This is a genomic window from Kitasatospora sp. NPDC058406 (assembly GCF_042722765.1).
GTDB lineage: Bacteria > Actinomycetota > Actinomycetes > Streptomycetales > Streptomycetaceae > Kitasatospora.
In genome coordinates this window covers 1-26,866 of record NZ_JBHXKE010000071.1, presented here as the reverse complement: position 1 = coordinate 26,866, position 26,866 = coordinate 1, and the positions used below count along the sequence as shown (strand labels likewise).

Sequence of the window (26,866 nt, the reverse complement as noted above, 5' to 3'; positions counted from 1 at the left end):
CTCCGCGGCGCCCGCCGCGCGGGGGCCCGCGGGGGTATTACGCCCCCCGCCCCCCCGCCGCCACGGCGCACGCCCTGGTCCTCGCCCCGGTGACCCCGGGCTGGGACGGCGGCGCCTTCTTCACCCCGGTCGTCCGCACCCTGGTCGGGGCCGGACTGCGGGTCACCGTCGCCGACACCCTCGCCCTCTGGGACGAGGAGGTGACCAGCCTGGCCGGTCTGGCCGCACGCTGGCGCGAGGTGCTGCCGACCTTCGGGCCCGTCGACGTGCTCTGCGGCAACGCCCTGGGCGGCGCCGTCGCCCAGGCGCTGCTCCCCGACATCGACCCCGCCACCGCCGCGCTGTTGGTCTCCGGACCCGCGCGCAGCGACACCGCCCTCGCCGAGCGGCTCGGCGCGATCGCGGACCTGGCCGCCGCCGGCCGGCCCGCCGCCGCCCTCGACCTGCTGTCCCGCCGGATCCTGCCGCAGGGCCGGACACCGGACACCGGGGGCGTCCCGGCGCCGGCCACGGAGCCGGACCCCAGGACGGCTCCCGCGACGGAGACCGACGCGAACCCCGCGACGGACACCGAGGCCGGGCGGCGGCTCGCCGGCGGCCTGCGGCTGCTCCGCGACATCGACCTCACCGACGCCGTCCGCGCCCACCCCGGCCCGCTGCTCCAGATCGTCGGCGGCCGGTCCCAGCTCGTCACCCGGCGGCACACCGCCGCCGCTTCCCACCACGTGGTGCACGTCGTCCCCCGAGCCGGCATGCGCCCCCACTTCGACCAGCCCGCAGAGGTCTCCGCACGCGTCGAGGCACTCCTGCGCGAGAAAGGACTCCGGTAATGCCTGCCGCACCCGCCGCACCCGCCACCAGGAGCATCGCCGTCCTGCCCGGCGACGGCATCGGACCGGAGGTCGTCGAAGCGGCCCTCGCCGCCGTCGAACGCCTGGGCCTCCCGCTCGACCTGCGCTTCGGCGACATCGGCTGGGAGTGCTGGCGACAGGAGGGCGACCCGGTGCCCGCGCGCACCTGGAAGCTCCTGGAGGAGACCGACACCTGCCTGCTCGGCGCCATCACCAGCAAGCCGCTGCGCGAGACCGAGGCCGAACTCGTCCCCGAACTGCGCGGCACCGGCCTCGGCTACGTCTCGCCCGTCGTCCAGCTCCGCCAGCGCCTCGGCCTCTACGCCAACATCCGGCCCGTCACCGACCTCGACCACGGCCGCTTCGACTTCACCGTCATCCGGGAGAACACCGAGGGCCTCTACGCCGGGCTCGACCTGCACGGCCTCGACGGGGCGCTCTGGGACGCGGTGCGCCACCACCCGAACGCCGCCGCCTCCGGCCCCGAGCACACCAGCGTCACCCTGCGCCTCCAGACCCGGTTCGGCATCGACCGGCTGCTGCGCTTCGGCCTCGAACACGCCCGGGCCCGCGGCAAGCGCCTGCTCACCCTCGTCGACAAGCCGATGGTCCTCCGCAACAGCAGCAACCACCTGCGCGAACGGCTCGAACTGATCGCGGGCGAGTACCCCGGGATCGAGACCGAGATCCTCAACGTGGACGCCGTCGCGCTCTGGATGGTCCGCCGGCCGGAGCGGTTCGGCGTGCTCGTCGCCGAGAACATGTTCGGCGACATCCTCTCCGACCTCGGCGCCGGGGTCATGGGCGGCCTCGGCCTCGCCCCCAGCGGCAACATCGGCGACCAGGGCAGCTACTTCGAGCCCGTGCACGGCTCCGCCCCCGCGATGGCGGGCCGCGGCCGGGCGAACCCGATGGCGATGCTGCTGACCGTCGCCCAGATGCTCGACCACCTCGGGCTGACGGTGCCCGGCGAGGAACTGCGCGCCGCCGTGCGCGGCGTCGCCCGCGCCCGGACCACCGTCACCTACGACCTCGGCGGGACGGCGGGCACCCGCGAGGTGGCCGAGGCCGTGGCCGGAGCCCTGGACGCCGCGGCCTCCCGGCCCGCCGCCGGGGCCTCCGCCGGGGCCGCTGTACGGCGGCCGGGCGCCGGTGATCCACCGGCGGAGACCGACGAGGTCGTCGACCGGCTGGCCCGCCTCGACACCGCCTCGGTCTCCGACGCGCTGGACAGCCTCGGCCTCCCGGGCGTCCTCGCCGGTCTGGCCGCCCGCGTCCCCGGGGCCCGCACCGCCGGACGCGCCTACACCGTCACCTACCGGCCCGTCGACGACACCCGGGGCGGCTTCCGCAACGCGGCCAACTACCTCGACGAGGTACCCGCCGGCTCCTTCGTCGTCGTCGACAACGGCGGCAGCACCGCCTGCACCAACTGGGGCTCGCTGCTCACCGCACTCGCCCGGAGCCGGGGCGCGCGCGGCACCGCCGTGTACGGGTCGGCCCGCGACGTCGCCGAGATCCGGGCCGCCGGGTACCCGCTGTTCAGCACCGGCGTCACCATGGTCAGCGGCAAGAACCGCGTCGAACTCGACGCCACCGGACGGGACGTCACCATCGGCGAGGTCACCGTCCGCCCGGGTGACGTGATCGTCGCCGACGACAACGGAGTCCTCGTCGTGCCCGCCGGACAGGCCGTCGAGGTGGCCGACCGGGCCGAACGCGTCGAAGCCACTGAGGCCGCCATCGCCGAGGCGGTGGCCGGCGGGCTGCGCCTCGACGAGGCCCGCCGGACGTTCGGCTACGCCGAGCCGTGGGAGGGGCCGGCGCGCAGGACCGGCGATGCCTGACGGCCCCCGGCCCCCGGCGGTCCGGTCGGCGGCCGGGCCGGCACTCCGGTCGGCCGGGCCGGTGATCGGGCCGGCCGGGCCGCCGCCCTCCGAGGGGGCCGCGGCGGGGGAGCGGTCCCGGACCGGGGAGCGTCCCCCGGCCGACCGGCAGGTGGTGGACGTCCACTACCACGCCGGACCGGACCTCTACCGGCGCCGGCTGACCGCCGCCGGCGCCGGGCGGGCCTACGCCGGGATCGACGGCTGGGTCGCCGTCAAGAGCCACCTCGGCTCCACCGCCGCGTCCGCCTGGGAGGCCCGCCAGGAGGGACTTCCGGTCTCCGGCGCCGTCGTCCTCAACGAGCTCGCCGGCGGCGTCCGGACCAGGGTCGTCGAGCAGGCCGTCTACGCCCACGGCCCCGACAGCCCCGCCCGGCTGCTCGTCCACCTGCCCACCCACATCGGCCCCGCCCACCCGTCCCCCCTCCACCGCGCCCCCTTCCACCCGCTTCTCGACCTCGAACGGTGGCGCGGCCCACGGATCCTCGACGGCACCGGCCGGCTCGCCCGGCCGGTGCGCGAGGTGCTCCGCGCCGCCCGGGACCTTCCGGTCGTCCTGGCCACCGGTCACTGCGACCGGGAGGAGACCCTCCGGGTGGCCGACGAGGCCGCCCGGCTCGACGTGCCCCGGCTGCTGCTGACCCACGCCACCCACCCGATGTCCGGCCTCACCCCCGCCGACCTCGCCGGCCTGGCCGACCTGCCCGGCCTCTACGTCGAACTCACCGCCCTGATGCTGCTGCTGGGCCACCGGAGCCCGGGCCACCTGGCCGAACTGGTCCGCGCCCACCCCCGGATCGTCTTCAGCTCCGACCTGGGCCAGCCCGACCAGCCGGACCCCGCCGGCTGGCTGGTCCGCAACGCGGAGTGGTTCCGCGCCGCCGGCCTCACCGGAACGCAGGTCCGCGCCGTCACCCGGCTGAACCCGGCCGCGCTGTTGGCGCCCTGAACCCCGGGCCCCAACCCGCCCCCGCCCGTTGCCCTGTCGATGGGCCTGTCTGCCTGCCTGCCTGTCTGTCGGACGGCCCGCCTGCCCGTCGGCCCTGGGCCGACCCGAAACCGCTCCACCAGGGAGAACCCATGAACGCCCCGATCGCGAACGCGGCCCTGCGCGCCGACATCCGGCGCCTGGGCGACCTCCTGGGCGAGACACTGGTCCGCCAGGAGGGCGCTCACCTGCTCGGTCTGGTCGAACAGGTCCGCCTGCTCAGCCGCACCGACGGTGAGGCCACCGCCGAACTCCTCGCCGGCGTCGACCTGGAGACCGCAGTCGAGCTGGTCCGTGCCTTCTCCACCTACTTCCACCTCGCCAACGTCACCGAACAGGTCCACCGGGGGCGCGAGTTGAGAGCGGCCCGGGAGCGCAGGGAGTCCCCGCTCGGCCGCGTCGTCCGGGAGGCGGCGGAACGCTCGCCGGAACTCCTCGCCGACGCCGTCGCCCGCCTCAACGTCCGCCCCGTCTTCACCGCCCACCCCACCGAGGCCGCGCGCCGCAGCGTCCTGCACAAGCTCCGCCGGATCGCCGCCCTGCTCGACACCGCCGGCACCCCGTCCCACGAGGCCGACCGCCGCCGCCTCGACACCCGGCTCGCGGAGCACATCGACCTCGTCTGGCAGACCGACGAACTGCGCGTCGCCCGCCCCGAACCCGCCGACGAGGCCCGCAACGCGGTCTACTACCTCGACGAACTCCACGCCGGCGCCGTCGGCGACCTCCTGGAGGACCTCGCCGCCGACCTCGACCAGGCCGGTGTCCGCCTGCCCGACGACACCCGCCCGCTCACCTTCGGCACCTGGATCGGCGGCGACCGGGACGGCAACCCCAACGTCACCCCCGACGTCACCTGGGAGGTCCTCCTCCTCCAGCACGAGCACGGCATCGACGCCGCCCTCCGGACCGTCGACGAACTGCGCGGCCTGCTCTCCCACTCCGTCCGGCACACCGGCGTCACCGAGGAACTCCTCGCCTCGCTCCGCACCGACCTGGCCGACCTCCCCGAACTCAGCCCCCGCTACCGGCGCCTCAACGCCGAGGAGCCCTACCGCCTCAAGGCCACCTGCGTCCGCCAGAAGCTGGAGAACACCAAGCGGCGCCTCGCCGAGGGCACCCCGCACACCGAGGGCCGCGACTACCTCGGCACCGCGGGCCTCCTCGCCGACCTCCGCCTCGTCCAGGACTCGCTGCGCGAACACCGCGGCGGCCTGCTCGCCGACGGCCGGCTCGCCCGCACCGTCCGCACCCTCGCCGCGTTCGGCCTCCAGCTCGCCACCATGGACGTCCGCGAGCACGCCGACGCCCACCACCACGCCGTCGGCCTCCTCGTCGACCGCCTCGACGAGGAGTCGTGGCGCTACGCGGACATGCCCCGCGACTACCGGCAGCGCCTGCTCGCCAAGGAGCTGACCTCCCGCCGGCTGCTGGGCCCGGCTCCCCTCGACCCGGCCGCCGCCCGCACCCTGGACGTCTTCCACACCGTCCGGCGTGCCCTGGACACCTTCGGCCCCGAGGTCGTCGAGTCCTACGTCGTCTCGATGTGCCGCGGCGCCGACGACGTCCTCGCGGCCACCGTGCTCGCCCGCGAGGCCGGCCTGATCGACCTGCACGCCGGGACCGCCCGGATCGGCCTGGTACCGCTGCTGGAGACCACCGACGAACTGCGGGCCGCCGGTCACATCCTGGAGGACCTGCTCGCCGACCCCTCCTACCGCCGGCTGGTCACCCTGCGCGGCGACGTCCAGGAGGTCATGCTCGGCTACTCCGACTCCTCCAAGTTCGGCGGCATCACCACCTCCCAGTGGGAGATCCACCGCGCCCAACGGCGGCTGCGCGACGTCGCGCATCGGTACGGCGTCCGGCTGCGCCTCTTCCACGGCCGCGGGGGCACCGTCGGCCGCGGCGGCGGCCCCTCGCACGACGCGATCCTCGCGCAGCCGTGGGGCACCCTGGAGGGCGAGATCAAGGTCACCGAGCAGGGCGAGGTGATCTCCGACAAGTACCTGCTGCCCTCGCTGGCCCGCGAGAACCTCGAACTCGCCGTCGCCGCAAGCCTCCAGGCCACCGCCCTGCACACCGCGCCCCGGCAGTCCGCCGAACAGCTGGCCCGCTGGGACGCCGCCATGGAGGTCGTCTCCGCCGCCGCCCACACCGCCTACCGCCGGTTCGTCGACCACCCCGACCTGCCCGCCTACTTCTTCGCGGCCACCCCGGTCGACCAGCTCGCCGAACTCCACCTGGGCTCCCGTCCGTCCCGCCGCCCCGACTCGGGCGCCGGCCTGGACGGCCTGCGCGCCATCCCGTGGGTGTTCGGCTGGACCCAGTCCCGCCAGATCGTCCCCGGCTGGTACGGCGTCGGCGCCGGCCTCGCCGCCGCCCGCGAGGCCGGTCTCGGCGACGTGCTCGACGAGATGTACGGCCAGTGGCACTTCTTCCGCAACTTCCTGTCCAACGTGGAGATGACGCTCGCCAAGACCGACCTGCGGATCGCCCGCCACTACGTCGACACGCTCGTCCCGGCCGAGCTGCACCACGTCTTCGACACCATCCGCACGGAGCACGACCGCACCGTCACCGAAGCGCTCCGGGTCACCGGCGCGTGCGAACTCCTCGACCAGCAGCCCGGGCTCAAGCAGACCCTGGCCCTGCGGGACGCCTACCTCGACCCGATCTCCTACCTCCAGGTCGCCCTGCTCCGACGCCGCCGCGCCGCGGTCGCCGCCTCCACCGGGGCGGACCCGCTCCTCGCCCGCGCCCTGCTCCTCACCGTCAACGGCATCGCCGCCGGACTTCGCAACACCGGCTGACCCCACGGGAGTTCCCCACCATGACCGCCAACACCCCACACCCCGGGGGGCCTTCCCGCCGGACCCTGCTGCGGACCGCCCTCGGCACCACGGCGGTCGCCGCGGCCACCGCCACGGCCCTGTCCGCAGGTGCGCCCCGTGCCGAGGCCGCCCGCCCGCGTCCGCGTCCGTCACGGCTCGGCGCGCTCAACGAGCAGTCCGCGGTCCGCTCGTTCACCCTCGGCGACACCCGGATCACCTACGTCGTCGACGGCGCCATGGAGCTGGACCCGGCCGGCTTCCTCCCCGCCGTCCCGCCCGCGTACTGGCGGGACCACCCCGAGGCCCTGACCCCGGGCACCGGACGGATCGCGGCCTCGGCGGGCGGCGTCCTCGTCGAACGGGGCCGGCGGCGCCTGCTGATCGACGCCGGCCTCGGCGCCAACGTCCTGTCGCCGGCCCTCGGCCGCTCCCGCGGCGGCGCCCTGCTGGACACCCTGCGCGCCCTGCGGGTGGCGCCCGAGTCCGTCGACACGGTGGCCTTCACCCACCTGCACACCGACCACACCGGTCTCGGCTTCCGCCCCGGCGGCCGGGACCACGCGCTGCGCAGGGCCTTCCCGAACGCCGACTACCGGGTGGCCGGCGCCGAGTGGGGGCCGTTCTGGCGGGGCGAGATCACGGTCGGCGCCCCCTCCTGGGACACCTTCATGGTGCCGATGTCGCGCGTCCTGCGGCCGTTCGACGACGGCGCCGAGATCTGGCCCGGCGTCACCGCGCTGATCACCCCCGGCCACAGCCCCGGCCACACCTCGTACGTCGTCACCGCCTCGGCCGGCCGGCGTCTGGTGGTCTTCGGCGACGCCTTCCACACCCCGGCCCAGATCAGCCACCCCGAGTGGCCCTCCGGCCCCGACACCGACACCGCCGCCGTGCTGCGCGCCCGCCGGACCCTGCTCGACCGGCTTCGTGCCCCGGGCAGCTACGGCTTCGCCTTCCACTTCGGCGACCAGCCCTTCGGCCGGGTCCTGCCCGACCGCACCGGCACGCTCCGCTGGCACCCCGTTCCGACCCGCCCCCGCCTTCCCGCGCCCCTGCGGCTCCCCTGAAACGCCGGCCGGCCGCGGTGACGCGGTGATCCCGGACCACCGCGTCACCGTGCGGCGGACCGGCCGTGTCCGACGAAGCGAAAGTGCGAAGCGAAAGTGCTGGTCACAGCCGCCGACGAGCGGCCGTGACCAGCACTTTCCCAAGCGAACTACTCCAGCGGGAGTTCTCCGTCGGGCCCCGCTCACCAGGTCACGGGCAGTGACCGCATCCCGTAGATGAACGACTCGGTACGGAACTCGCGCTCGCCGGCCGGCCGCAGCCCCGGCAGTCGGCGGAACAGCGTCTCCAGGGCGATCTGGAGTTCGGCGCGGGCCAGCGGCTGGCCCAGGCACTGGTGCACGCCGAAGCCGAACGCCAGCTGCCGCCGGGCGTCCCGGTAGAGGTCCAGCTCGTCCGTCGCCCGATGGCCGGCGCCGCCGAACACCGCCTCGTCCCGGTTGGCGGTGGAGAGCATCGCCATCACGCCCTCCCCGGCCCGGACGGTGACGCCGCCCAGCTCCACGTCCTCCAGAGCCACCCGGGGAAGGCCGGTGTGCACGATGGTCAGCAGCCGCAACAGCTCCTCCACCGCGCCCGGCAGGGTGGCCGGGTCGGCCAGGCCGGGGATCTGCTCGGGGTGCTCCAGCAGCAGCGCGGTCGACAGCGAGATCATGTTCGCGGTCGTCTCGTGCCCCGCGACCAGCAGCAGCACGCCCATGGCGGCCGCGTCGTCCGGGGTCAGGTCGTCCCGCGCCGCGAGCCGGCTGAGGACGTCGTCCTCCGGCTGTGTCCGCTTGCGGGCCGTCAGGTCGCGCAGGTAGCCCAGGACCCCCTCCTGGGCCTCCCGGAGCTGCTCCACGGTGCTCTCCCGGTTGAGCATCGTGCGGCTCAGGCTCTGGAAGCGGTCGTGGTCCTCGTACGGCACGCCGAGCAGCAGGCAGATCACCAGCGAGGGCACCGGCAGCGCGAAGTCGGTGACCAGGTCGGCCGTGGTCCGGCCCGCGGTCATCCGGTCCAGTGCCTCGTCCACGATCCGCTGGATCTCCGGGCGCAGCGCCTCCACCCGCTTCACCAGGAATTCCCCGGTGACCATGCGGCGCTGGCGGGCGTGCTCGGGGTCGTCGAGCCGCAGGAAGTCCGGATTGTCGGTGATCAGCTCCTCGCGGGCGCCGGCGACCAGCAGCGGGAAGGCCGGGTGGCGTATGTCGGCACTGAACCGGCGGTCGGACAGCACGGTGCGGACCTCGGCGAAGCCGGTGACCATCCAGCAGAGGTCGCCGTCGGGCAGCTTGGCCCTGGTCACCGGCCCGGTGGCGGCGGCCTCGGAGTACGGGGGCGGCGGGTCGAACGGGCAGCCGCCGGAGTGCCGGGCCGGCAGCGGGAGGACGGGGGTGGTGGGTGCGGTGGTCAAGACGGGGATCTCCTCACGTCGCGGGTGTTCTCGTGGGGTTCGGGGCCCGGGAAGGTTCCCGGCGGCCGGTGGGGCCGGCGGCGGGGGTCCGTCAGGCCCCGGTCCGCGCGGGCTCGTCCCCGGTGACGGTGATCGCCCGGCCCGGGCAGAGCTCGGAGGCGAGTCTGACGTCGTCGAACTGCTCCGGCAGCACGACGGTCTGACGGAGGATCACAAGACTGTCCCGGTCGTCCTGGTCGAAGACCGCGGGGGCGTTCGTCACGCACATGCCGGAGCTGCAGCAACGGTCCCGGTCGACGCTCACCTGCATGTCAGGCACCTTTCGCCAGGGCGGCGCCGACTGTCGGGCCGCCGCCTCTCGTTGTCACGGTCAACCTGGCCATCGCTGGTCCGTTCACGGAGGGGTGCGGTGGCCGGATCGAGAAGATTCCCTCTGTCCACGTCCAGGGTCCTGGACGTCATGTCCGCAGATGTCATTGTTCCGGGTGCCTCGATTTCCTCGCATGTCGAGTCGACGGGCGCGAAGCGCGTCCGGGGGACTTCGGATTCAGCGGTGGTTTTACAAGGTGCCTTCCGTACAGGCAGGGGAGCCGTACGGACGGGCCGCAGCCGGGGTTCGCGGGTCCGCCCGCGTTGCCGGCCCGGGGCACGGCATCGGCGATCTGGACGGCAGGCGGCCGAGCGGTTCAACCGCCGGGGTGGGGCGGAATCGGGTGCGTTCGATGGTTTCTCTCACGCGTGTCGGTCGTCGGGCCCCCGATTGCGGATGGTCACAACTCCCGTGCTCATGACGGTCTGCGGGTGGTCTGGTGTGCTGCGGTGTGACCTTATCACCAGATGTTCCGAGTCAAATCGACTGACAGCGAGGGTTTCTGAGTTCGATTCGGGTGCAACTCGCAGTAGCCTTGCCCGAATAGGTAGTCCGACCTCTGTGACCCGTCGCAGGTGGGAGGTGTACGCAGGGGAGGGCTTGCACCTGTGGGCAGCCGTCGGTCCGTTCGGGTAGTGCACCTGCGGGCAGCGGGCCTGCCCGCAGGTGCAGCGAATGGGGAACCGTCAACCGTTTTCCCGGGACCGGCCGCCAATGTGCTGTCTCTCCCAAGCCCGCGGTTGTTCCACGGGTTTGTCCGATCTCGTCGGCGTGCGCGCCGGATTCGTTATCGCTATCGACGACGGGAATATCCGCTGGGATACCTCTGACCGGCGTCACCGGGACGGTGGGCCGCGAGGTGGCTCGGCTGCGCCGGCTTTCGGCGGGCCGGGGCGCCGGCGGCGTGCCGTGAACGGCGAGGCGCCGGGGCCGCCTCCGAGGAGGTCTACGGGCCCGGTACCCGGCCGTCGGAGCCGGCGGAGGCGGGCGGACGGGCTGCCAGCCGGTACCAGGCACCCGGGGTGACGGCCTGCCCCGGTCGGTCCGGGGTGAGATGGGCCAGGGCCCAGGAGACCAGCGGGTCCGTGGTGTCGGCGGTGGCGTCGGCCCAGCGGGTGGGGAGGACGCGGACGCCGGGGCGGTGGATGGCGCGGTAGGTCGGCAGGTTCGCGGTGAGGTGCAGCGGGCGGGCGGCGAGCAGCACGCACCCGCCGGGGCGGACGGCGGCGAGCGCCTGGAGGATCCCGGCCCCGGTGCCGGTCGTCTCGACGACCACGGCAGGTACCTCCGGGCCGGCGGGAACGGCGTCGGGGAGCGCCAGCCGGACCAGCCCGGCCAGCGCGCCGTCTCCCGGCACCAGCACCGTGGACCTGCCGCCGGCGGCCCGGGCGGCGTCGGCGACGGCCCGCGCGGTGGCCGCCCAGGCGCGTGCGGCGCGCGTCTCGGCGTCCGGTCCGGGGTAGCCGACGGCCCAGGTCTCGTCGGCGGCGGTGCCTTCGGCGAACCACACCGTGTCGGGGCCGACGCCGTCGGGCGGCGGGTAGTCGCCGTCGGGGGAGCGCAGGACGCGCCGCGGGCCGATCACGGCGTACCGCCCGCGAGCAGGCGCGCGGGGTCGACGGCTCGGCCGAGCCACGCCGCGGCGTAGCCGGCCTCCACCACGGCCTGGGTCCGCAGCCCGTCGCTGAGGCTGACGTCGACGGGCGTGCCGTCCCGTACGGCGAGGGCGAAGCGGGTGAACGCGGTGGTCCGCAGGTCGATCGCGGTGGGCGCCGGGCGGCCGGCGGGCGGGGCGGCGCCGAGCGGGGCGCGGTGGGTCAGTCGGAAGTCGGGTGTCAGTGCCACCTCGCCCTTCTCGCCCCACACGCTGGTGCGCATGCCGGTGCCGCCGACCACGCTGGCGCTGCCGATCAGGGTGGCGACGATCGGGCCGAACCTCAGGACGAGGGTGACCGCGTCCTCGATGCCTTCGGCGTCGGCCGTCGCGGAGGGCGCCGTCTCGGCGTAGACGCGGTCCACCTCGCGCCCGAGCAGGGCGCGGACGGTGTCGACCTGGTGGATCAGGTTCATGATGAGGAAGCCACCGCCGGCCCGGTCGCGGTCGAGCCGCCAGTTGGACGGGGCGCGGCCGCTGAGGCCGCCCTGGAAGTAGCCGGCCGGCTTGTCCGTGAAGTAGGTGGCCGTGACGCCCAGCGGTTCGCCGATCTCCCCGGCCGCGATGGCCGCCCGGGCCTGCCCGAATCGCGGGTCGGTCCGGGTCGGGAAGAGTACTCCGGTGCGCAACGGGCCTGCACTGTCGGCGAGTTCGGCCATGCGGCGGGCGGTGGCGAGGTCCTGGGCGACGGGCTTCTCCAGCAGTACGTGCTTGCCCGCGGCCAGGGCGGCGGAGAACAGCTGCTCGTGCGTGTCGTGCGGGGTGGCGACGATCACGGCGTCCACGTCGTCGCGGGCCAGCAGGGCCACGACGTCCGGTGTGTGCTGCCCGCCGAAGCGCGCCGCGGTCTCCTCGGCCAGTTCGGCGAAGGGGTCGTGGCAGGCGGTCAGCTCGGCCTCGTCCGCGGCGGCGAGGGCCTTGGCGTCCTCGATGCCGATGTCACCACAGCCGATGAGCCCGTAGCGCAGCGGGCGCGCGGACGCGGCCCGGCGGCCGGTGGCCGGGCGGGGCGCGTCCCATCGCAGGGCCGCGCTGATGAACGCGCGGTCGGTGGCGAGCCGGCGGTAGACCTGAGGTGCCCGGTGGGCCGGGTAGTCGGAGAGCACGTCGCGGATGGTGAACCGGCGCTGTTCGAGGAGGTCGAAGAAGACGTCGCTCAGCCGGTCCTCCTCGGCCTCGGTGAGGCCGCCGACGTGGGCGCCGCGCAGGTCGATCCCGCGGTCGTGGAGTTGCTGCAGGGGGACGTCGGCGCGTTCGGTGCGGGGCGAGCCGAGCAGGACGACCCGGCCGCCGGGTGCGGCGGCGCCGATGGCGACGGCCAGGCCCGTGCCGCTGTCGGTGACGTCCAGCACCAGCGGGGTGCCGTCGTCGTCGGGCCCGCCCGGCTCGTGCCGGACGCTGGTGGGTTCGGCCCGGAGGGTCCATGCCTTGGCGGTCGTGGCGGCGACCGCCCGCACCCGGGAGGCGCCGCGCGCCGCGGCCAGGCGGCGGGTGATGACGCCGAGCAGACCGCCACCGACGACGGTGACCGGCTCGCCCGGGCGCTGCCCACCGGTCTCCAGACCGTGCAGGGCGGTGAGGGCGAGTTGCCAGACGGCGGCGTCGGCCGGCGGGACGCGGTCGGGGATCGGGCGCACGTGGCGTTCGGGGACGACGGCGACCTCCGCGTGCCGGGCCCGGCGGACCGCGACCCGGGTGCCGGGGGGAAGGGCGGATCCGCTGCGCACGGTTCCGGCGGCCTGGTAGCCGGGGTGCTCGGGGTACCGGGCACCGGCGTTCGGGAGGTCCAGCAGGATCGCGCGCTCGGTGCCCGGGCTGATCACGCTCACGCTCAGGTCCACGACGACCTGTCCCGGGCCGCCCGGCGGCTCGTCCCGCTCGATGACCTCGCACTGTCCGGGTCCGGTCAGGACCACCGCTCGCATGCGTGCCTCCTGGGGGTTCGGTTGCGCCCATGGTCGCGGAATTCGGAATCCGCGACCAGAGTTCGGACGGTCACCGAATGGGTTCTCCGGAACGATGACCGAAAAATGGTGTCCGAATGAGGCGTCCCGGTGGCGGGGTTGACCGGGATTCGGTTCGCGGGCATCGTGAGGCGGGTGATGACTTGGGCATTGCGAAGGCTGAATTTCGATCCGCGAACGATCGCATTCGTCGAACACGATCGCGCCCGCCTGTCCGCCCGGCTGCGGCTGCGGCGCGCCGCTCTGGGCGGCAGGCTCCCGGAATCCCGGCGACTCCATTTGGGCTGCGGCGGACGGCGTGTTCCGGGGTGGCTCAACTGCGACGTCTCCGGGTCGGAGCTCGACGTGGACCTGGCTGCCGGCCGGCTGCCGTTTCCCGACGGTTCGGTCGAGGTGGTGGTGATGCAGCACGTGGTCGAGCACCTGGAGCTGCACGGGCAACTGATCCCGCTGCTGCGGGAGCTGCGCCGGGTGTGCACCCCGGACGCGGTGCTGTGGCTGTCCTGCCCCGACCTGGCCAAGGTCTGCGCCGGCTACACGGCCGACCGGGGACGGGCGTTGAGGGACGACCGGTGCAGCCGCTACCCGGACTACTCGCTGGGCGGTGCCCCGGTGCAGCAGTTCGTCAACGACCTCTTCCAGGCGCGCGGCCGGCACCGCAACCTCTTCGACGCCGAGCTGCTCGCCTGGGCGCTCGACCAGGCCGGGTTCGACCTGGTCGAGCAGGTGAAGGAGGCGGAACTGCTCGCCGCGCACCCGGAGTTCCCGCCCCGGTACGACGACGAGCAGTCGCTCTACGTCACGGCGCGAAGGTCGCGGTAGTAGCGCCACAGGTCGTAGAGCGGGACCTCCTCCGGTGCCTGCCGGGTCGGCTTCACCGGTTCCGTCCAGTGCACCATCAGGGTCGGCGGGACGGCGGGGTGCACGATCCCGCCGTCCTTCGCCTCGACGCCCGGTGTCCAGGCGAAGACCTCGCCGGGGATGGACCGGTCCCCGGTGGTGGTGCGCAGGTGGTGCAGGCTGGTGTAGCGGTGGCCCGAGGTGACCATCAGGTAGTTCAGGAAGGGCTGTTCGTAACCGAGTTTCATGTGCGGGGCCACCTCGCGGGCGGCCGGCAGCGCGGCGGTTATTCCCGCGAAGGTGAGCGTCCCCTTCCGGGAGGCGACGAATCCGGTGTTCGCCCGGTATCCGTACTGCTCCGGGGTGAGCTTTCCGGATTCCTCGATGCTGTCCTTCCAGGCGCGCCCGGGAAGGTGGGAGGTGGCGGTCAGGAATCCGTACCCGGCGAGCCGGTCGAACACGAAGTCGATGTTCGCCAGAACGGCAGTGTCGCTGTCGATGTAGAGAAACTCGTCGAACTCCCCGGCCCAGGCGGCGAGCTTCCGGAAATGGCCTTTCGGGAGGTCGTGGAACGACAGGCTGATCTCGTCGCAGCGCGCCAGCAGGTCCCGGTCCTCCCAGACGGTGAAGCCGTGGCGCTCGCCGAGCGCGGCGATCCGGTGGTGGTCGGCGTCGAAGGGGATGAGGCGCAGCGGGATGTCGGGGTTGTTGTGGCGGAAGCTGTTGAGGAAGACGGTGGCCAGTTCGAGTACGTGGTCGTTGGCCACGAAGTAGACCCCGCGGGTGCCGGGCATGGTGGTCGGTCCCCTTTCCGGTCAGCTGCCGCGGTACGCGGTGAGCGGTTCGCCGTGGACGGCCTCGGAGGTGAAGCCGTCCGGGCCGACCGGGCGGTCGCCGAGTACGGTCACCCGGTAGAGGGTGCGGCGGTGGTCGGTGCGGTCCAGGTCGGCGGGTTGCAGGTGGGCGACGGCGCGGTTGTCCCAGATGGCGACGTCGCCGGGGGCCCACTGCCAGCGCACGCTGTACTCGGGGCGGCCGATGTGCCCGTGGAAGAGCTCCAGCAGGTGGCGGCTCTCCCAGGGCAGCAGCCCGCGCAGGTGGGTGACGGACGCGGGCGGTGCGAACAGGGCGCGTTCGCCGGTCTCGGGGTGGACGCGCACCACCGGGTGGACGGAGAGCAGGGTGTCCTCGGTGAGCCGGCGCAGGACTTCGACGTCCTCCTTGTCGGACAGCAGCAGGCGGTTCGCGGCGTGGAGGGTGTGTTCGGCGCGCAGTCCGTCGGCGAGCACGCGCAGCGGTTCGGAGAGGCCCTGGTAGGCGGCGACGAGGTTGGTCCACTGGGTGTCGCCGCCGTACGGGGGGACGGTCTCGGCCCGCAGGACCGAGATGGCGGGCGGGTTGACGGCGGCGGCCAGGTCGACGTGCCAGCCGGAGTACGGCTCCAGGGCCTTGGGCCTCAGGCGCTCCTCGAACCGCTGGCCGTGCCGGGTGTCCTCCACGTCCGGATCGACGGTGAGGACCTCGGGGTACCCGTCCGGGTGGACGCCGTGCTTGCGGCCGGGCCGCCGGGTCAGCTCGCCGAGGCGCCGCCCGAAGGCGATGTGCTCGGGGTGGCCGAGCCGCTGGCCGCGGAGGAAGACCACCTTGTGGCGCAGCAGGGCGGCGCGGACGGCGTCGATCGTCGGGTCGGGCAGGGCTTCGGCGAGGTCGACCCCGTCGATCACGGCGCCGATGTGGCCCGCGAGCTGTCGGACGTCGATCCCCGCGCCCGTTGCTTCCGTCATGAGGTCCTTTCCCTCCGGTCGGTCGGCCTGGCCGGTCAGGCCCACTGCAGGACGGTCCGCTCGTCGAGCAGGCCGGTCGACCAGAGCGCCACGGTGCGGCGCACGTCCGGTCGTCCGCTGGGCGCGACGGCGTGGACGTTGCCGCCGTCGAACACGTAGACGTCTCCGGGGCGGATCTCCAGGGTGATCCGTTCCACCCCTTCCAGGGCCTCCAGCGGGTAGCCGTAGCTCCCGGGCGGCAGCCCCAGGGCCCTGCGGTCCTCGGGGCCGGGCGCGGCGTTCCAGTAGACGAGCTCGCCGCCCGGGCCGTTCTCCAGGCAGGTGAGGGCGTTGCAGACCGGTCGGACCCGGATGACTTCGAAGCCGGCCAGGTGCGGCTTCATCCAGCCGTGCGGGGCGTCGTCGTGCGGCAGCAGGCCGAAGGTCTCGCTGTTGGCACGCGACCGCACCTTGAAGACGGCGGCCTGTCGGCCCTCGTGTTCCGCCGGCCGCAGCTTGACGCCGAGCCCGGCCAGGTGTGTGCGGCAGTCCTCCAGCAGATCGGGCAGGGTCGGGCCCGGCCCCTCCCAGATCGCGTCGAGGCCGGGGCGGGCGCGTTCGGACGCGTCCAGGTAGGCGTCGAGGCTCCCGGAGGAGACGAGGATCGGGCCGGCGACGCGGTCGGTGCTGCGGACGGCCTGCGGGGGACTGACGGTCAGGGGACTGGCCCAGAAGCGGCGGCAGGTGCGCTCGCAGACGTCGGGTGCCAGCGCGCCGCGGAAGATGGTGCCGGCGACGCGGCCGGACAGGACGTCCCACCAGGCGTCCCAGTCCACGCCGTCCCGTTCCAGGAAGCGGAAGTACGCGGGGTCACGCCGGCGTCCCGCCAGCGTCGGGGTCGCGCCCGGGTCGGCCATGGCCGCGGTTCTCCCTCGTTCGGGGTCGGGGGGTGTCAGTAGGCGATGCTGAGCACGGTCTGCGGCGATCCGTGCACCTTGTGGGCACGCTCCTGCATGACCATCACTCCGGCCAGGCCCTCCGGGGTGTAGAACCCGCTGAGCTTGGTGTAGGCGTCGAAGCCCACCTGCTCGCCGTCCCGGGTGACGCCCGTGGCCGGTTCCGGCAGCAGGCGGGCGTCCTGCGCGACCCAGAGGTGACCGGCCGCCGTGTCGACCAGGGCCCGGTCGAAGAGGGCACGCAGCGCCGCGCCGGAGAAGCTGCCCGTGTGGTAGACGGCGCGGCTGCCCCAGTTCAGGGTGGGGTGATGGCTGCCGAACTTGAGGTAGTAGCGGCGCTTGCCCTGTCCGAGCGCGCAGTACTCGTCCAGGCCGATCCAGCTGCCGTCGGGCAGGTGGAAGCCGTCGGGGGTGACGATCTCGGTGTGCGGGAAGAGCCCGCGCACCCGGTCCGGGTAGTACTGCCGGGTCTTCTCCCAGAACGGCCAGGCCATGGTCACCTTGGCGTCGTAGAGCGGGGTCGGCGGGTGGTCGAAGAAGAGTTCGCCGCGCTCGCAGGCCTCCATCCACTGGTCGAAGAAGCCGTTGTAGCGCAGGTCGTAGAACTCGTGGGCGCGCACGAGCCCGCAGTCCTTCCAGTGCACCCGGTCGAAGCCGAAGTGCCGGATGCCCCGCTCGCGCAGTCGCTGCACGGTGTACTGGACGCCGTGCGGCCGGGAGGCGTTGCCGGTGAGGTGGTGGACGACGAGGTCGTCGCCGAAGCGGGCCCGGAGCGAGTCGGCGAGGCTGTCGATCGGCGCCCCGAGGTGTCGTGAGGGGCCGCCGAAGTCGTCCGGGAAGGCCTGGTAGAGCGCGTGCACCTGGTCGGCGATCTCCCAGCCGGACGCCGGGCACTGCACCTCGGCGATCTGGCCGGGGGCCGGCTCGTCGGTGCGGAAGTACCGGGGCAGTTCCAGGTGCCGTTCCGTCAGGTTCTTGTGGTAGGTGTGGTCGCGTTCCGGGGGCTGGCGGGCGAGCAGGGTGTCCGCGACGGCCGGGTCGATCTCGCCGCGCACGCTGGCCAGGAAGACGTCCCGGGTGATCCGCAGGTACTCGCGGATCAGGGCGTTGCGATCGACGAAGCCCTCGAAGGTCCCGGTGTCCATCGGGTAGGGGCGGGTGGAGATCAGGTTGGTGAAGCCGACGCTCGTCCGGGTCCTGCGTTCGATGTCGTCGTCGATGAAGCGGTACCAGAGGTTCGCGTTCTGCTCCGCCATGCGGGCTCCCTAGCGGTGGACGGCTGGGTCACTCGGTCGGTTCGGCGGCCAGGGTGGCGAGGTCGAACCCGTAGAGCCGGGCGCAGTTCTCGGAGGTCACCTGTTGCCGCGCCTGCGGGCCGGCGTCCCGCAGCCCGAGGTCCAGGACCTCCCGGGAGTTCGGCCAACTTCCCTCGTAGTGCGGGTAGTCACTGCCCCAGAGGAAGTTCCCCGAGCCGAGCAGCCGCATGGTGAGCACGCCCACCTCGTCCTCGGTGAAGGTGGCGTGCACCTGGCGGCGGAAGTAGGCGCTGGGCGCCATGGTGAGGTCGGTGCGCAGGGCCGGGCCGAGCTTGTCGTAGATGCGATCGGCGTGCAGCAGGTGGTAGGCGATCCAGCCGATGTCGTTCTCGGCCAGGACGACCTGGAGGTCCGGGAAGCGCTGGAGGACCCCGGAGAAGATCAGGTCGGTGAGGGTGTGCTGGAGTTCCTCCGGGTAGCCCATGTTGCGCCGGATGCGGCCGAGCGGGCTGTCGTAGTCGAAGAGCTTCGGGCTGTCCCGGTAGCCGGTGAGGCAGTGCATCGACACGGGCATGCCCAGGGCCTGGGCCTCCCGCCAGAACGGGTCGTTGGTCTCCCCGCCGAAGTCCCGCTCGGCGGGGGTGGAGGCCCAGATCGCGGCGCCCCGCAGGCCCAGCTCGCGGCAACGGCGCAGCTCCCGTACGGCCTCCTCGGTGTCCCACAGCGAGATCAGCCCGAGGCCGACCAGTCGCTCCGGGGTGTGGCGCACGTACTCGGCGAGCCAGTCGTTGTAGGCGCGGAAGCAGGCACGCTGGAACTCTCCGTCGGAGAGCCAGAACAGGTGCAGGCCGAGGCTGGGGTAGAGCACCTCGCCGGCCACTCCGTCCAGGGCCATGTCCTTCAGCCGCGCGGCCGGATCGCTGCCGCCAGGCCGGGCCGCCTCGACCACCGTCTCGGCGTCGGTGACGAACCCCTCGGCGGTGGCGTCGGTGGCGTAGAGGCTGTTGACGAGGGCGGGGCGCAGGTCGTCGCAGGTGAAGTACCAGCCGCGCCGCTCGGCGTCCCAGGAGACCCGGGGCGCGCGGTCGCGGTACTTGCGTTCCAGTCCTTCGGTCCACAGGCGCACGGGTTCGACGACGTGCGAGTCGGCCGAGAGCACGGGAAAGGTCAAGGATTCACTCCTCACGGGAGGGAGGGTGCCGTCGCGGCGGGTCCGGTCGGTACGGCGCGGTGCGGTGCGGGCGACGGCGAGGCGATGGCGCGCGGAAGCTCGTGGGTCCGCCGCGGGGCCGGAGCGGCAGGAGCGTGGAATCCATTGTTGTCCGGTGCATGCTCCGGTCAAGGGGTTGCACCGCAGAGCGTGAGGATCCGGACACCTTGCGCTGATCCGTGTGGTGGTGAAGAGGACTGACGATGTGTCACCATCCCCAGCATGGCAGACCCCATCCCAGTGGTACCGGGGCGACGCGGCGTGGACCTGCTGCTGCTGAGCGCCTCGAACTACCCGGCACTGCCCATCTATCCCTACGCGTTCGTCCAGGTTTCGGCGATCGCCGAACGGCACGGCCTGGCCACCGCCCGGCTCGACCTGCTGCGCACCCCCAAGCCCGAGTGGCGCTCGGTGCTGGCCGCGACGCTGGAGCGCACCGCCCCCCGCCTCATCGGCATCCACCTGCGGCAACTGGACTCGATCTTCATCTGGAACTACGCCGACGCCGACCTCCCCGGCGCCCCACCGGTACGCCGCAACAGCTACTGGCCGATGCACGAGACCGAGGAACTCATCGGCATCCTGCGGGACCTGACCGACACCCCGGTCATGCTCGGCGGCTTCGGCTTCACCACCAGGCCGCACGCCCTGCTGGAGCGGCTGCGGCCGGACTACGGGGTGGTCGGCGAACCGGACGAGATCCTGGGCCGCCTGGACGACGTCCTGGCCGGGCACGACCTGCGCGGCATCGCCAACCTGGCCCACCGCCACGGCGACCGCTACACCGTCAACGAGCGGGTCTTCCTGCCCCCCACGGACCACCCCGAGTACACCGAGGAGATCCTGCGCGACCTCCTGGACTTCTACGGCCCCGAACGCGTCCTCGGCCCCGAGCCCGAGGTCCACGTGCCGGTGGAGGTGCAGCGCGGCTGCCCGTACCGCTGCTACTTCTGCACCGAGCCGATGGTCAAGGGCCGCCGGCCCCGGGTGCGGGACCTGGACGCCGTGCTCACCGACATCCGCTTCCTGGCCGATCGCGGTGTCACCCGGATCTGGATGGTCTGCTCCGAGGTCAACATCGGCCGCAACGACCTGCTGTTCGAGCTGGCGGCGCGCATGCGCCGGCTCAACCGCGACCGGCCCCGGCCGGTGCAGTGGACCTGCTACCTGCTGCCCAACCCGGCGCTCGAACGCGCCGAGATCCGGCTGCTGCTGGAATCGCACTTCGAACCCAGCTGGAACCAGTTCGGCTCGTACGACGACGCGAACCTCAAACGTACCCGCGTGCCGTACCGGGCCCGCCACGCCGTGCAGGCACAGGTCGACTGGCTGGAGGAGGAGGAGGCGTTCCGCCTGGCACGCGGCCTGCCGGTGCCGCCGCGGAGGCTGGACATGTTCCTCGGGAACTCCTACGCGACCCCCGAGACCGTCTCGACCACGCTGCGCGCGGTCAGCGACCTGCGACTGGCCGAGCGCTTCGAGGACTCCCTGATCACCCGTGCCACCCGGGTCTTCGACCTCGGCGAGGGGATCACCGGAGAACCGGGCGACGCGGCCTACTCGGTCGGCCCCCGGGGCCGGCTGGAAGCCGTGGACCTGCTGTATCCGACCTTCAGCTACCCGCCCGCCCTGGTCGCGGCGCTCGGCGGCGCCCGGGCGGTGGACGAGTTCTTCGCCCACGTCGAGGCGACCTACCTCTCCCGCGCCCACCGTGCCCGCCTCGACTGGCAGGGGTTCCTCGCCCGGCACGCCGGGGCGGGTGAACTGGCCGCCTGGTGCGGTCGCCTGGGGAGCGGCGGTGAGGGCGACAGCGCGGAGCTGCGCACCGTCCGGGCGGCCCTCGCGTCGGACGGCGGTGCGGCGCTCGTCGGGCGGTTGCTGGATCCGGCGGACGGGTCGGAGCCCGAGGGCCCGCTCGCCCGGACCCTGGTGGAGCTGGCGGTGGGGACCGAACTGCCCGCTGTCCGTGCGGCGTTCGCGGGGATCGGCCTGCCCCGGTACTGGGACGACCGGACCGGGCGCACCGCGTACGAGGTGTGCGCGGAGCTGGCCGCCCGGTTCGGCTCCGTCGAGGAGGTCCTCGCGGCGGCGCGTACGGCGGTGGAACCCGGCGACCCGTCGGTGCCGCTGCTGGCCGTGCGGTACTGCCTGTACGACAACAACGTCGTGCTGCGCCCGGACTACTCCCGGGTGCTGTTCGCCTCCTGAACGGGTGCGGGGCGGCCCTGCCGCCCCGCACCCGGACTCAGCTCCCGGGAACCGACAGGTACCGGCCCGGACCGCCCTCGCGCACGGTGTCCAGCGTGACGCAGTGGAACGACCCGCCGAAGCTGTAGACGTGCCGGAAGTCCACCTCGACGCAGCGGAACCCCCAGGCCGTCAACGCCTCGATGAGCGGCCGCTCCTGGCGTTCCACCACCACCGTCTCCGGATCCAGGGACAGCACGTTCATGCTCACCCACGGGCTGCAGAAGTACATCGGCCAGTCCGCGGGCAGGGTCGGCGGAGGGGCGGGCAGGATCTCCCAGCCGTCGAACAGCTCGGAGTGCACGTACCGCCCGGGGTGGACCAGCAGCTTGCCGGGGGCGAGCGCGGCGATGGTGGCGTCGATGTGCATGGCGTGGGCGTCGTCGGTCTCCACGGTGTGGACGGCGAACTCCGGGCCGAGCGCGCTGCGCATCCAGTCGATGCCGAACTCGTTGGTGACGTGGCTGCGTTGCACGATCAGGTCCCGGCCGAAGCGCAGGAAGTCGGCGGCGTCGAAGACCGGCTCGAACTCGGTCACGGCCCAGCGCCCCGGGCCGTGCGCGCCGCGGTACAGCTCGTCGGTCAGCTGCGGGCGCGGCGCCGGCAGCCACCGGGCACCGCGACGGAAGTACGACTTGATCAGCGGGCGGAAGGCGTCGGCCTCGTGGTACCGGCAGCGCCAGGCCATCGGCGCCTCGACGATCGCGTCGCCCACCACGATCAGCGAGTCCCTGGGCATCGCCGCGTAGAGCCCGCCGTCCGACTCCCACTCCGGAGTGCGGAAGGGGCGGTGGTGCCGGGCGGCGTCCGGCCGCCGCACCCGGATGCCCTCGGCCGTCAACACCTCGGCCAGGTTGTCGAGTTCGGCCTCCGCGGCCTTGAGGTGGCGCTCCGGCAGCGGCGAGCCGCCGTGCTCCCGGAAGACCGGCCAGGCGGACTCCGGCATGGTGTGTTCCAGCGACTCGTGCCAGGTGGGGAACACCGCGCCCAGCAGGCTCCCCACCACCACCTCCCGCAGGGGGTCCCACTCGGTGTACGAGTTGACCGCCGGTCCCGCCGCGCCGCTCCGGTCCCCGAACGGCCGTGATTCGTCGCTCGTCATGTTCCCCGTTCCTCAGCCCGACCGGGGTTCGGCGCCCCCGGTACGTCGTTGCCGCGGCCGGCCCCCCGCCACGGTTCGCCTGCCGGCCGGCTGGCCAGCCCGCCCGCCGTCTCCCCACCGTCGATCACGAAGGACTGCCCGGTCACGAACGCCGCCTCCGGGGACGCCAGGTAGGCCACCAGGGCGGCGATCTCCTCCGGCAGGCCGAGCCTTCCCAGCGGCAACAGGCCTTCCTGGTCGGCGAGCTGCTCATCGGTGTACTCGGCCCGCTGCATCGGGGTGAGGACGTAGCCCGGACAGACGGCGTTCACCCGGATGCGTGGGGCCAGCTCCAGGGCCATCGTCCGGGTCAGCTCGATCAGCCCGGCCTTGCTGACGTTGTACGCGGCGTAGTCGGGCATGCCGACCAGCCCGCTGACCGAGGCGGTGTTGACGATCGTCCCGCCCCCGCCGGCAACCATCCGACGGGCCGTCTCGCGGGCCACCAGGAAGGCCCCGGTGAGGTTCACCCGCAGTGTCCGCTCCCAGTCCTCCAGCGAGGTGTCGAGGAACGGGCTCCGGATGCTGATGCCGGCGTTGTTGCACACCACGTCCACGCCGCCCCAGGCGTCGTCGGCCTCGGCGAGCGCCTCGCACAGCTCGGCCTCGTCCCCGACGTCGGCGGCCAGCAGCAGTTCGACCCGGGGCGAGTCCTTCGCGAAGGATTCCAGCGCCTCGCGGTCGCGGTCCAGGACGGCCACGCGGTGGCCGTCCGCCAGGAACCGGCGGGCGATGGCCGCACCGATCCCCGAGGCGCCGCCGGTGACCAGGACGCGCCGCCGCGGCGGACTGTCCGAACTCACTGACTCTGTAGGCATGTCGGCCATGCGATCCCTTCTACTGGGCGCCGGAGCTCGGGTCGTTGCCGCGGGAGAAGTCGCCGGTGCGCAGCGCGTCGTAGAGACGCCGACCGGTGGACGCGGGGCTGAAGAAGAACCGCGTCGATTCCTGGCGCCGCAGCAGCCCGTGGACCACGAAGTCGCGGGCGGTGGCGCCCCAGTACGCGGGCCCGAGCAACCCGAGCAGGCGCAGATAGTCCGGCAGTCCCAGCGGCTCGCCGAACCAGTGGTTGACCGAGACGGACGGCGTGTGGGCCCGGATGTCGTGCCACCAGCCACGCGGGATGTAGAGCAGGTCGCCCGGCCGCATCCGCGCATGGTGCAGCACGGCGTTCCGAAGCCGGGGGAACCGGGACAGGTCGGGGTCTGCCAGGTCGATCCGGCTGTTCACCAGATTGCCGGGGAACGGATAGACGGCCCTGCTGTCCTGCCAGGACACCAGGATGACGCTCTTCTCGCCCCAGACCTGGCAGAAGAAGTTGTCCTTGAGGTCGGAGTGCAGCATGGAGCGCGTCCCGGCGGAGCCGATCCACACCCGGGTGTCGGTGCCGTGGCCGTCGGGCGGTAGGAGGGAGGCGAAGTCGCAGTCGGCGGGATCGAAGATCTCGTGGGCACGCTGGTAGGCGAGGTAGCAGGGAGCGGCGGGTCCGGCGGTGGTCATCCGGTCGAGGAACTCGCCGAAGGGCAGCTCCCGTTCGTACCGTCGTTGGTCCTGGGGGAAGAGCACGCCGGTGGCGGGGAGGTCCATCAGGGCCGTCACCCGGCGCTCGGGGTTCCGCTTCGTGAGCTCCGCCGGGTTCCAGGCCGTGCCGGCAGGCCAGTCATCCATCAGACCGGAACAGACCAGCGGACCGGAACGGGCGGCGACGCTCCGGCGGAGGGCGCCCACATCAGCCACACGCGCGCGTTCGACGGGCCGGACCGTGAGCCCGGCCGTCCGAAGGATCGGTGCCACCTCACCCGCCATCCCGGACGGGACGCCGGTCGGCTCGTGCCCAGCCGATGACTGTCCCGCGCCGGACCGTTCGATTGGGGTCATGACACCCCAGGGTCTGGGAGATCGAGAGTTGTGCATAGACCCGTTCACGCCGAGATTGCTGTCGGGTGTCCGGCTTTCGGCCACCCTTGACGCCACCCGCCCCACGGAACGGTGTCGGTACGATCATTGCTACAACAGCTCCAGGATCTCGCTCATCTCCTGGGCGGTGGGAATCCACTGCCCCGCTGCCGCATTGGCCCGCACCTGGTCCGGATTCGTGGCCCCTGCTATCACCGAAGTGCAACCCGGGAACGCGGCGAGGCAACCGATCGCGATCTCCAGGAGGCTGCGACCGTTCTTCGCGCCCCAGGCGGTCAGCGCCTCCACGGTGTCGAGCCGTGCCTCCGTCACCTGGTACGCGCTCTCCTTGATGCGGGTTCCCTCCGGGAGGGCCCTGCCGCGCCGTACCTTGCCCGTCAACAGTCCGTTCGCCAGCGGGAAATAGGGCAGTACCCCGAGGCCGAAACGGCGTGCGGCCGGGAGGACCTCGTTCTCGACATCCCGGTTGAGCAGTGACCAGTGGTTCTGGGCGGATACGAAGGGCTCGAATCCCTGGGAACGGGCCGTGCACGCGGCCTCGGCGATCTGCCAGCCGGCGAAATTGGAGCTCCCGACATAGCGGACCTTCCCTTCCCGGACCAGCTCGGTCAGGGCGGCGAGGGTCTCCTCCACCGGAGTGTGCGGGTCGGGTGTGTGGATCTGATAGAGATCGATGTAGTCCGTACGGAGACGCCTGAGGGACGCTTCGGCGGCGCGGCGGATGTACGCGCGCCCACCCTTGGCGCCGGCTGCGGGGCCGTACGCCATCGCCAGTTTCTGATGGCCGAACTTTGTTGCCAGGACGACGTTCTCGCGCTGTCCCCGGAGGCATTCGCCGAGTACGGACTCGGAGTCCCCGTAGACGTCGGCCGTGTCGAACAGCGTCACCCCGGCGTCCAGCGCGGCCGTGACCATCGGGCGGGCGCGGTCCAGCCCCACGGACCTTCCCAACTCGTTGCATCCCAGGCCGACTGCGGAGACCTGCATTCCCGAACTACCCATCGAGACATAGCGCATGGCCCCGGAGTGTACGGATGTCCGGTGCGCGTTCAAGGAGTCGAACCGCAATACCGGTCGCAAGCCGGCAGGGCCTGCCCGACGTGCTGCGCGCTGCTCCGGAACTCCGCTCACCGGAGGACCGCCCGGGCGGAACACGGGAGCTCCTCCTCTCCGGATCCGGGCCCACGGGTGCTGCCGGGATCAAGGTCGAAACGGGCACGGGAGTTCCGGGGAAGTGGACACGAGGGGCGGCGGCGACCTGAGGGACTGGGGATAAGTCACTTCGGGCCCGGAACTGGCCGAATCAGCAGGCCCCGCAGCCGCGACTGCTTGACGGCCGCTTGCGATCGCCGATAATCGAACCGGTCGGCTCCTGATATTCTCTCGTGTCCGACGGGCACGGGCGCGCCGGGGGAGACGGCAATTTCGAGCCGAGGACGACCGAAGGGGTCGCTGTGGTCGAAGGCCTTTCCGGAATCGAGATACGCCGCATCGCCGGAAAGCTCGGAGCGGAGATTCGGGGTGTGGATCTGAGGCTCGCCCATGACGGCGATCCCGGGATCATGGAGGAGATTCGCGCCGCCCTGCTCCGTCACAAGGTGATCGTCTTTCGCGCGCAGGACCTGAGTCACGCCGAACACGTGGCCTTCGCGCGTGGTCTGGGCGAAGTCACCCGTCTTCCGGGCCGCCGGCACGGCACGCACCCGGAGGGATTCCCGGAGATCCTTGTCGTCGATCCGGACGCGAAGGGAACCCGCAGGGGCCTCAGATCTGCGGAGCGGTTGTCGGGCAAGTCGACGCGCCATGATTCCGGTTGGCACGTGGACATCGCCTCCGCCGTGAACCCCCCGGCGATTTCGGTGCTCAGGTGTGAGGTCGCCACGGAATACGGTGGCGACACCCAGTGGACCGATCTCGTCGCCGCGTACGAGGGCCTGTCCCGCCCCCTTCAGCAGCTTGCCGACAATCTGCGGGCCGAGCACGGCCTGCACGCGGGGGTGCGGTTGCTGTTCTCCGACGACGAGGACGTGGAGAGCATCCGGGACCTCGCACAGGACACGCTGCTGTCCCTGCACCCGGTGGTGCGGGTGCACCCGGAGACGAAGCAGAAGGTGCTTTTCCTGCCGCCGGCGTCCGTATGCCATGTGACCGGAGTGCTCCCTTGGGAGAGCGACGGAATCCTGGGGCTGTTCTTCACCCACATCAGCCGTCCTGAATACACCGTGCGGCATCACTGGGGGCCCGGCGACGTCGCCGTCTGGGACAACCGCTCGGTGGCCCACCTCCAGCCGGCCGATCTCCATTTCACCGACTACCGGCGCAGGATGTACCGGGTCATGGTCCTGGGGGACCGTCCGGTCGGACCGGACGGCTTCGTGTCCGAAGCCGTCCGGGGCGAACCGCTCAGGCCCTTCGTCGGGCCCGGCGGGGGCGAGGCCGCCGGACCGGTACCGCAGTAGGGCCGGGGCGGGGGCCGCTCCTGCCCGTCCGTCGCCGCACAGGCAGGTGCCCCGTTCGCGGCCGTGCAGGCC

At 72.8% G+C, this 26,866-nt stretch carries 21 protein-coding genes; 8 read left to right on the top strand and 13 right to left on the bottom strand.

What is annotated here, in order from left to right:
* Window positions 1–89 precede the first annotated feature (89 nt).
* The 5 genes from ACFWOG_RS16345 (at window position 90) to ACFWOG_RS16325 (ending at window position 7,626) form a co-directional block, all read left to right on the top strand.
* Window positions 90–830, top strand: coding sequence for an alpha/beta fold hydrolase (locus ACFWOG_RS16345; protein WP_380358900.1), 741 nt, complete (start codon window positions 90–92; stop codon window positions 828–830).
* Complete coding sequence (locus ACFWOG_RS16340) at window positions 830–2,698, top strand: isocitrate/isopropylmalate family dehydrogenase (RefSeq protein WP_380358897.1); 1,869 nt, start codon at window positions 830–832, stop codon at window positions 2,696–2,698. Before ACFWOG_RS16345 ends, ACFWOG_RS16340 begins: the two co-directional genes overlap by 1 nt.
* Window positions 2,691–3,686: a DUF6282 family protein gene (locus ACFWOG_RS16335; protein ID WP_380358894.1), complete on the top strand. Its 996-nt coding sequence runs from the start codon at window positions 2,691–2,693 to the stop codon at window positions 3,684–3,686. Before ACFWOG_RS16340 ends, ACFWOG_RS16335 begins: the two co-directional genes overlap by 8 nt.
* 131 nt (window positions 3,687–3,817) lie before the next feature.
* Window positions 3,818–6,538, top strand: a complete 2,721-nt coding sequence (gene ppc / locus ACFWOG_RS16330) for a phosphoenolpyruvate carboxylase (protein ID WP_380358891.1) — start codon at window positions 3,818–3,820, stop codon at window positions 6,536–6,538.
* A gap of 20 nt (window positions 6,539–6,558) precedes the next feature.
* Window positions 6,559–7,626, top strand: coding sequence for an MBL fold metallo-hydrolase (locus ACFWOG_RS16325; RefSeq protein ID WP_380358888.1), 1,068 nt, complete (start codon window positions 6,559–6,561; stop codon window positions 7,624–7,626).
* Between the two features lie 182 nt (window positions 7,627–7,808).
* Here the strand turns inward: ACFWOG_RS16325 and ACFWOG_RS16320 are convergent, their stop codons facing one another.
* The 4 genes from ACFWOG_RS16320 to ACFWOG_RS16305 all read right to left on the bottom strand — a co-directional run bounded on the left by ACFWOG_RS16320 (window position 7,809) and on the right by ACFWOG_RS16305 (window position 12,966).
* Complete coding sequence (locus ACFWOG_RS16320) at window positions 7,809–9,017, bottom strand: cytochrome P450 (RefSeq protein ID WP_329948030.1); 1,209 nt, start codon at window positions 9,015–9,017, stop codon at window positions 7,809–7,811.
* A 91-nt stretch (window positions 9,018–9,108) separates the two neighbouring features.
* Complete coding sequence (locus tag ACFWOG_RS16315) at window positions 9,109–9,327, bottom strand: ferredoxin (RefSeq protein ID WP_329948029.1); 219 nt, start codon at window positions 9,325–9,327, stop codon at window positions 9,109–9,111.
* A 1,006-nt stretch (window positions 9,328–10,333) separates the two neighbouring features.
* Window positions 10,334–10,972 carry a hypothetical protein gene (locus ACFWOG_RS16310; protein ID WP_380358884.1) on the bottom strand — a complete coding sequence of 213 codons (639 nt, stop codon included), beginning with the start codon at window positions 10,970–10,972 and terminating at the stop codon, window positions 10,334–10,336.
* Window positions 10,969–12,966: a Gfo/Idh/MocA family oxidoreductase gene (locus ACFWOG_RS16305; RefSeq protein WP_380358881.1), complete on the bottom strand. Its 1,998-nt coding sequence runs from the start codon at window positions 12,964–12,966 to the stop codon at window positions 10,969–10,971. Before ACFWOG_RS16305 ends, ACFWOG_RS16310 begins: the two co-directional genes overlap by 4 nt.
* Before the next feature lie 177 nt (window positions 12,967–13,143).
* On the opposite strand from ACFWOG_RS16305, the gene ACFWOG_RS16300 reads away from it, so the two are divergent.
* Entirely contained in the window at window positions 13,144–13,827 is a 684-nt protein-coding gene (locus tag ACFWOG_RS16300) for a methyltransferase domain-containing protein (protein WP_380358879.1), read from the top strand.
* Here ACFWOG_RS16300 and ACFWOG_RS16295 read toward each other — a convergent pair.
* Genes ACFWOG_RS16295 through ACFWOG_RS16275 form a run of 5 tightly spaced genes read right to left on the bottom strand, consistent with a single transcriptional unit; the run spans window position 13,800 to window position 18,991 of the window.
* Window positions 13,800–14,639 carry a hypothetical protein gene (locus tag ACFWOG_RS16295; RefSeq protein ID WP_380358876.1) on the bottom strand — a complete coding sequence of 280 codons (840 nt, stop codon included), beginning with the start codon at window positions 14,637–14,639 and terminating at the stop codon, window positions 13,800–13,802. The two genes, ACFWOG_RS16300 and ACFWOG_RS16295, sit on opposite strands and share 28 nt — an antisense overlap.
* Before the next feature lie 21 nt (window positions 14,640–14,660).
* Window positions 14,661–15,629 carry a TauD/TfdA dioxygenase family protein gene (locus tag ACFWOG_RS16290; RefSeq protein WP_380358873.1) on the bottom strand — a complete coding sequence of 323 codons (969 nt, stop codon included), beginning with the start codon at window positions 15,627–15,629 and terminating at the stop codon, window positions 14,661–14,663.
* A 35-nt stretch (window positions 15,630–15,664) separates the two neighbouring features.
* Window positions 15,665–16,525, bottom strand: a complete 861-nt coding sequence (locus tag ACFWOG_RS16285) for a hypothetical protein (RefSeq protein WP_380358870.1) — start codon at window positions 16,523–16,525, stop codon at window positions 15,665–15,667.
* 35 nt (window positions 16,526–16,560) lie between these two features.
* On the bottom strand, window positions 16,561–17,820 hold the full coding sequence (locus ACFWOG_RS16280; protein WP_380358867.1) for a hypothetical protein: 1,260 nt from the start codon (window positions 17,818–17,820) through the stop codon (window positions 16,561–16,563).
* A gap of 28 nt (window positions 17,821–17,848) precedes the next feature.
* The gene (locus tag ACFWOG_RS16275; protein ID WP_380358864.1) at window positions 17,849–18,991 is read right to left on the bottom strand and encodes an amidohydrolase family protein; all 1,143 of its coding nucleotides are present in this window, start codon (window positions 18,989–18,991) and stop codon (window positions 17,849–17,851) included.
* 261 nt (window positions 18,992–19,252) lie between these two features.
* Between ACFWOG_RS16275 and ACFWOG_RS16270 the strand changes: the two genes are divergently transcribed.
* Complete coding sequence (locus tag ACFWOG_RS16270; RefSeq protein WP_380358861.1) at window positions 19,253–21,238, top strand: B12-binding domain-containing radical SAM protein; 1,986 nt, start codon at window positions 19,253–19,255, stop codon at window positions 21,236–21,238.
* A 37-nt stretch (window positions 21,239–21,275) separates the two neighbouring features.
* Here the strand turns inward: ACFWOG_RS16270 and ACFWOG_RS16265 are convergent, their stop codons facing one another.
* The 4 genes from ACFWOG_RS16265 to ACFWOG_RS16250 all read right to left on the bottom strand — a co-directional run bounded on the left by ACFWOG_RS16265 (window position 21,276) and on the right by ACFWOG_RS16250 (window position 25,352).
* Window positions 21,276–22,379: an amidinotransferase gene (locus ACFWOG_RS16265; protein ID WP_380358858.1), complete on the bottom strand. Its 1,104-nt coding sequence runs from the start codon at window positions 22,377–22,379 to the stop codon at window positions 21,276–21,278.
* Window positions 22,376–23,236 (bottom strand): SDR family NAD(P)-dependent oxidoreductase, encoded by an 861-nt coding sequence (locus ACFWOG_RS16260; RefSeq protein ID WP_380358856.1) that lies wholly within the window; start codon window positions 23,234–23,236, stop codon window positions 22,376–22,378. The genes ACFWOG_RS16265 and ACFWOG_RS16260 overlap by 4 nt, the downstream gene beginning before the upstream one ends.
* A 19-nt stretch (window positions 23,237–23,255) precedes the next feature.
* On the bottom strand, window positions 23,256–24,146 hold the full coding sequence (locus ACFWOG_RS16255; protein ID WP_380358927.1) for a cupin-like domain-containing protein: 891 nt from the start codon (window positions 24,144–24,146) through the stop codon (window positions 23,256–23,258).
* A gap of 279 nt (window positions 24,147–24,425) precedes the next feature.
* Window positions 24,426–25,352, bottom strand: coding sequence for an aldo/keto reductase (locus ACFWOG_RS16250; RefSeq protein WP_380358853.1), 927 nt, complete (start codon window positions 25,350–25,352; stop codon window positions 24,426–24,428).
* Between the two features lie 368 nt (window positions 25,353–25,720).
* Between ACFWOG_RS16250 and ACFWOG_RS16245 the strand changes: the two genes are divergently transcribed.
* Window positions 25,721–26,794 carry a TauD/TfdA dioxygenase family protein gene (locus ACFWOG_RS16245; RefSeq protein WP_380358850.1) on the top strand — a complete coding sequence of 358 codons (1,074 nt, stop codon included), beginning with the start codon at window positions 25,721–25,723 and terminating at the stop codon, window positions 26,792–26,794.
* Window positions 26,795–26,866: the final 72 nt, after the last annotated feature.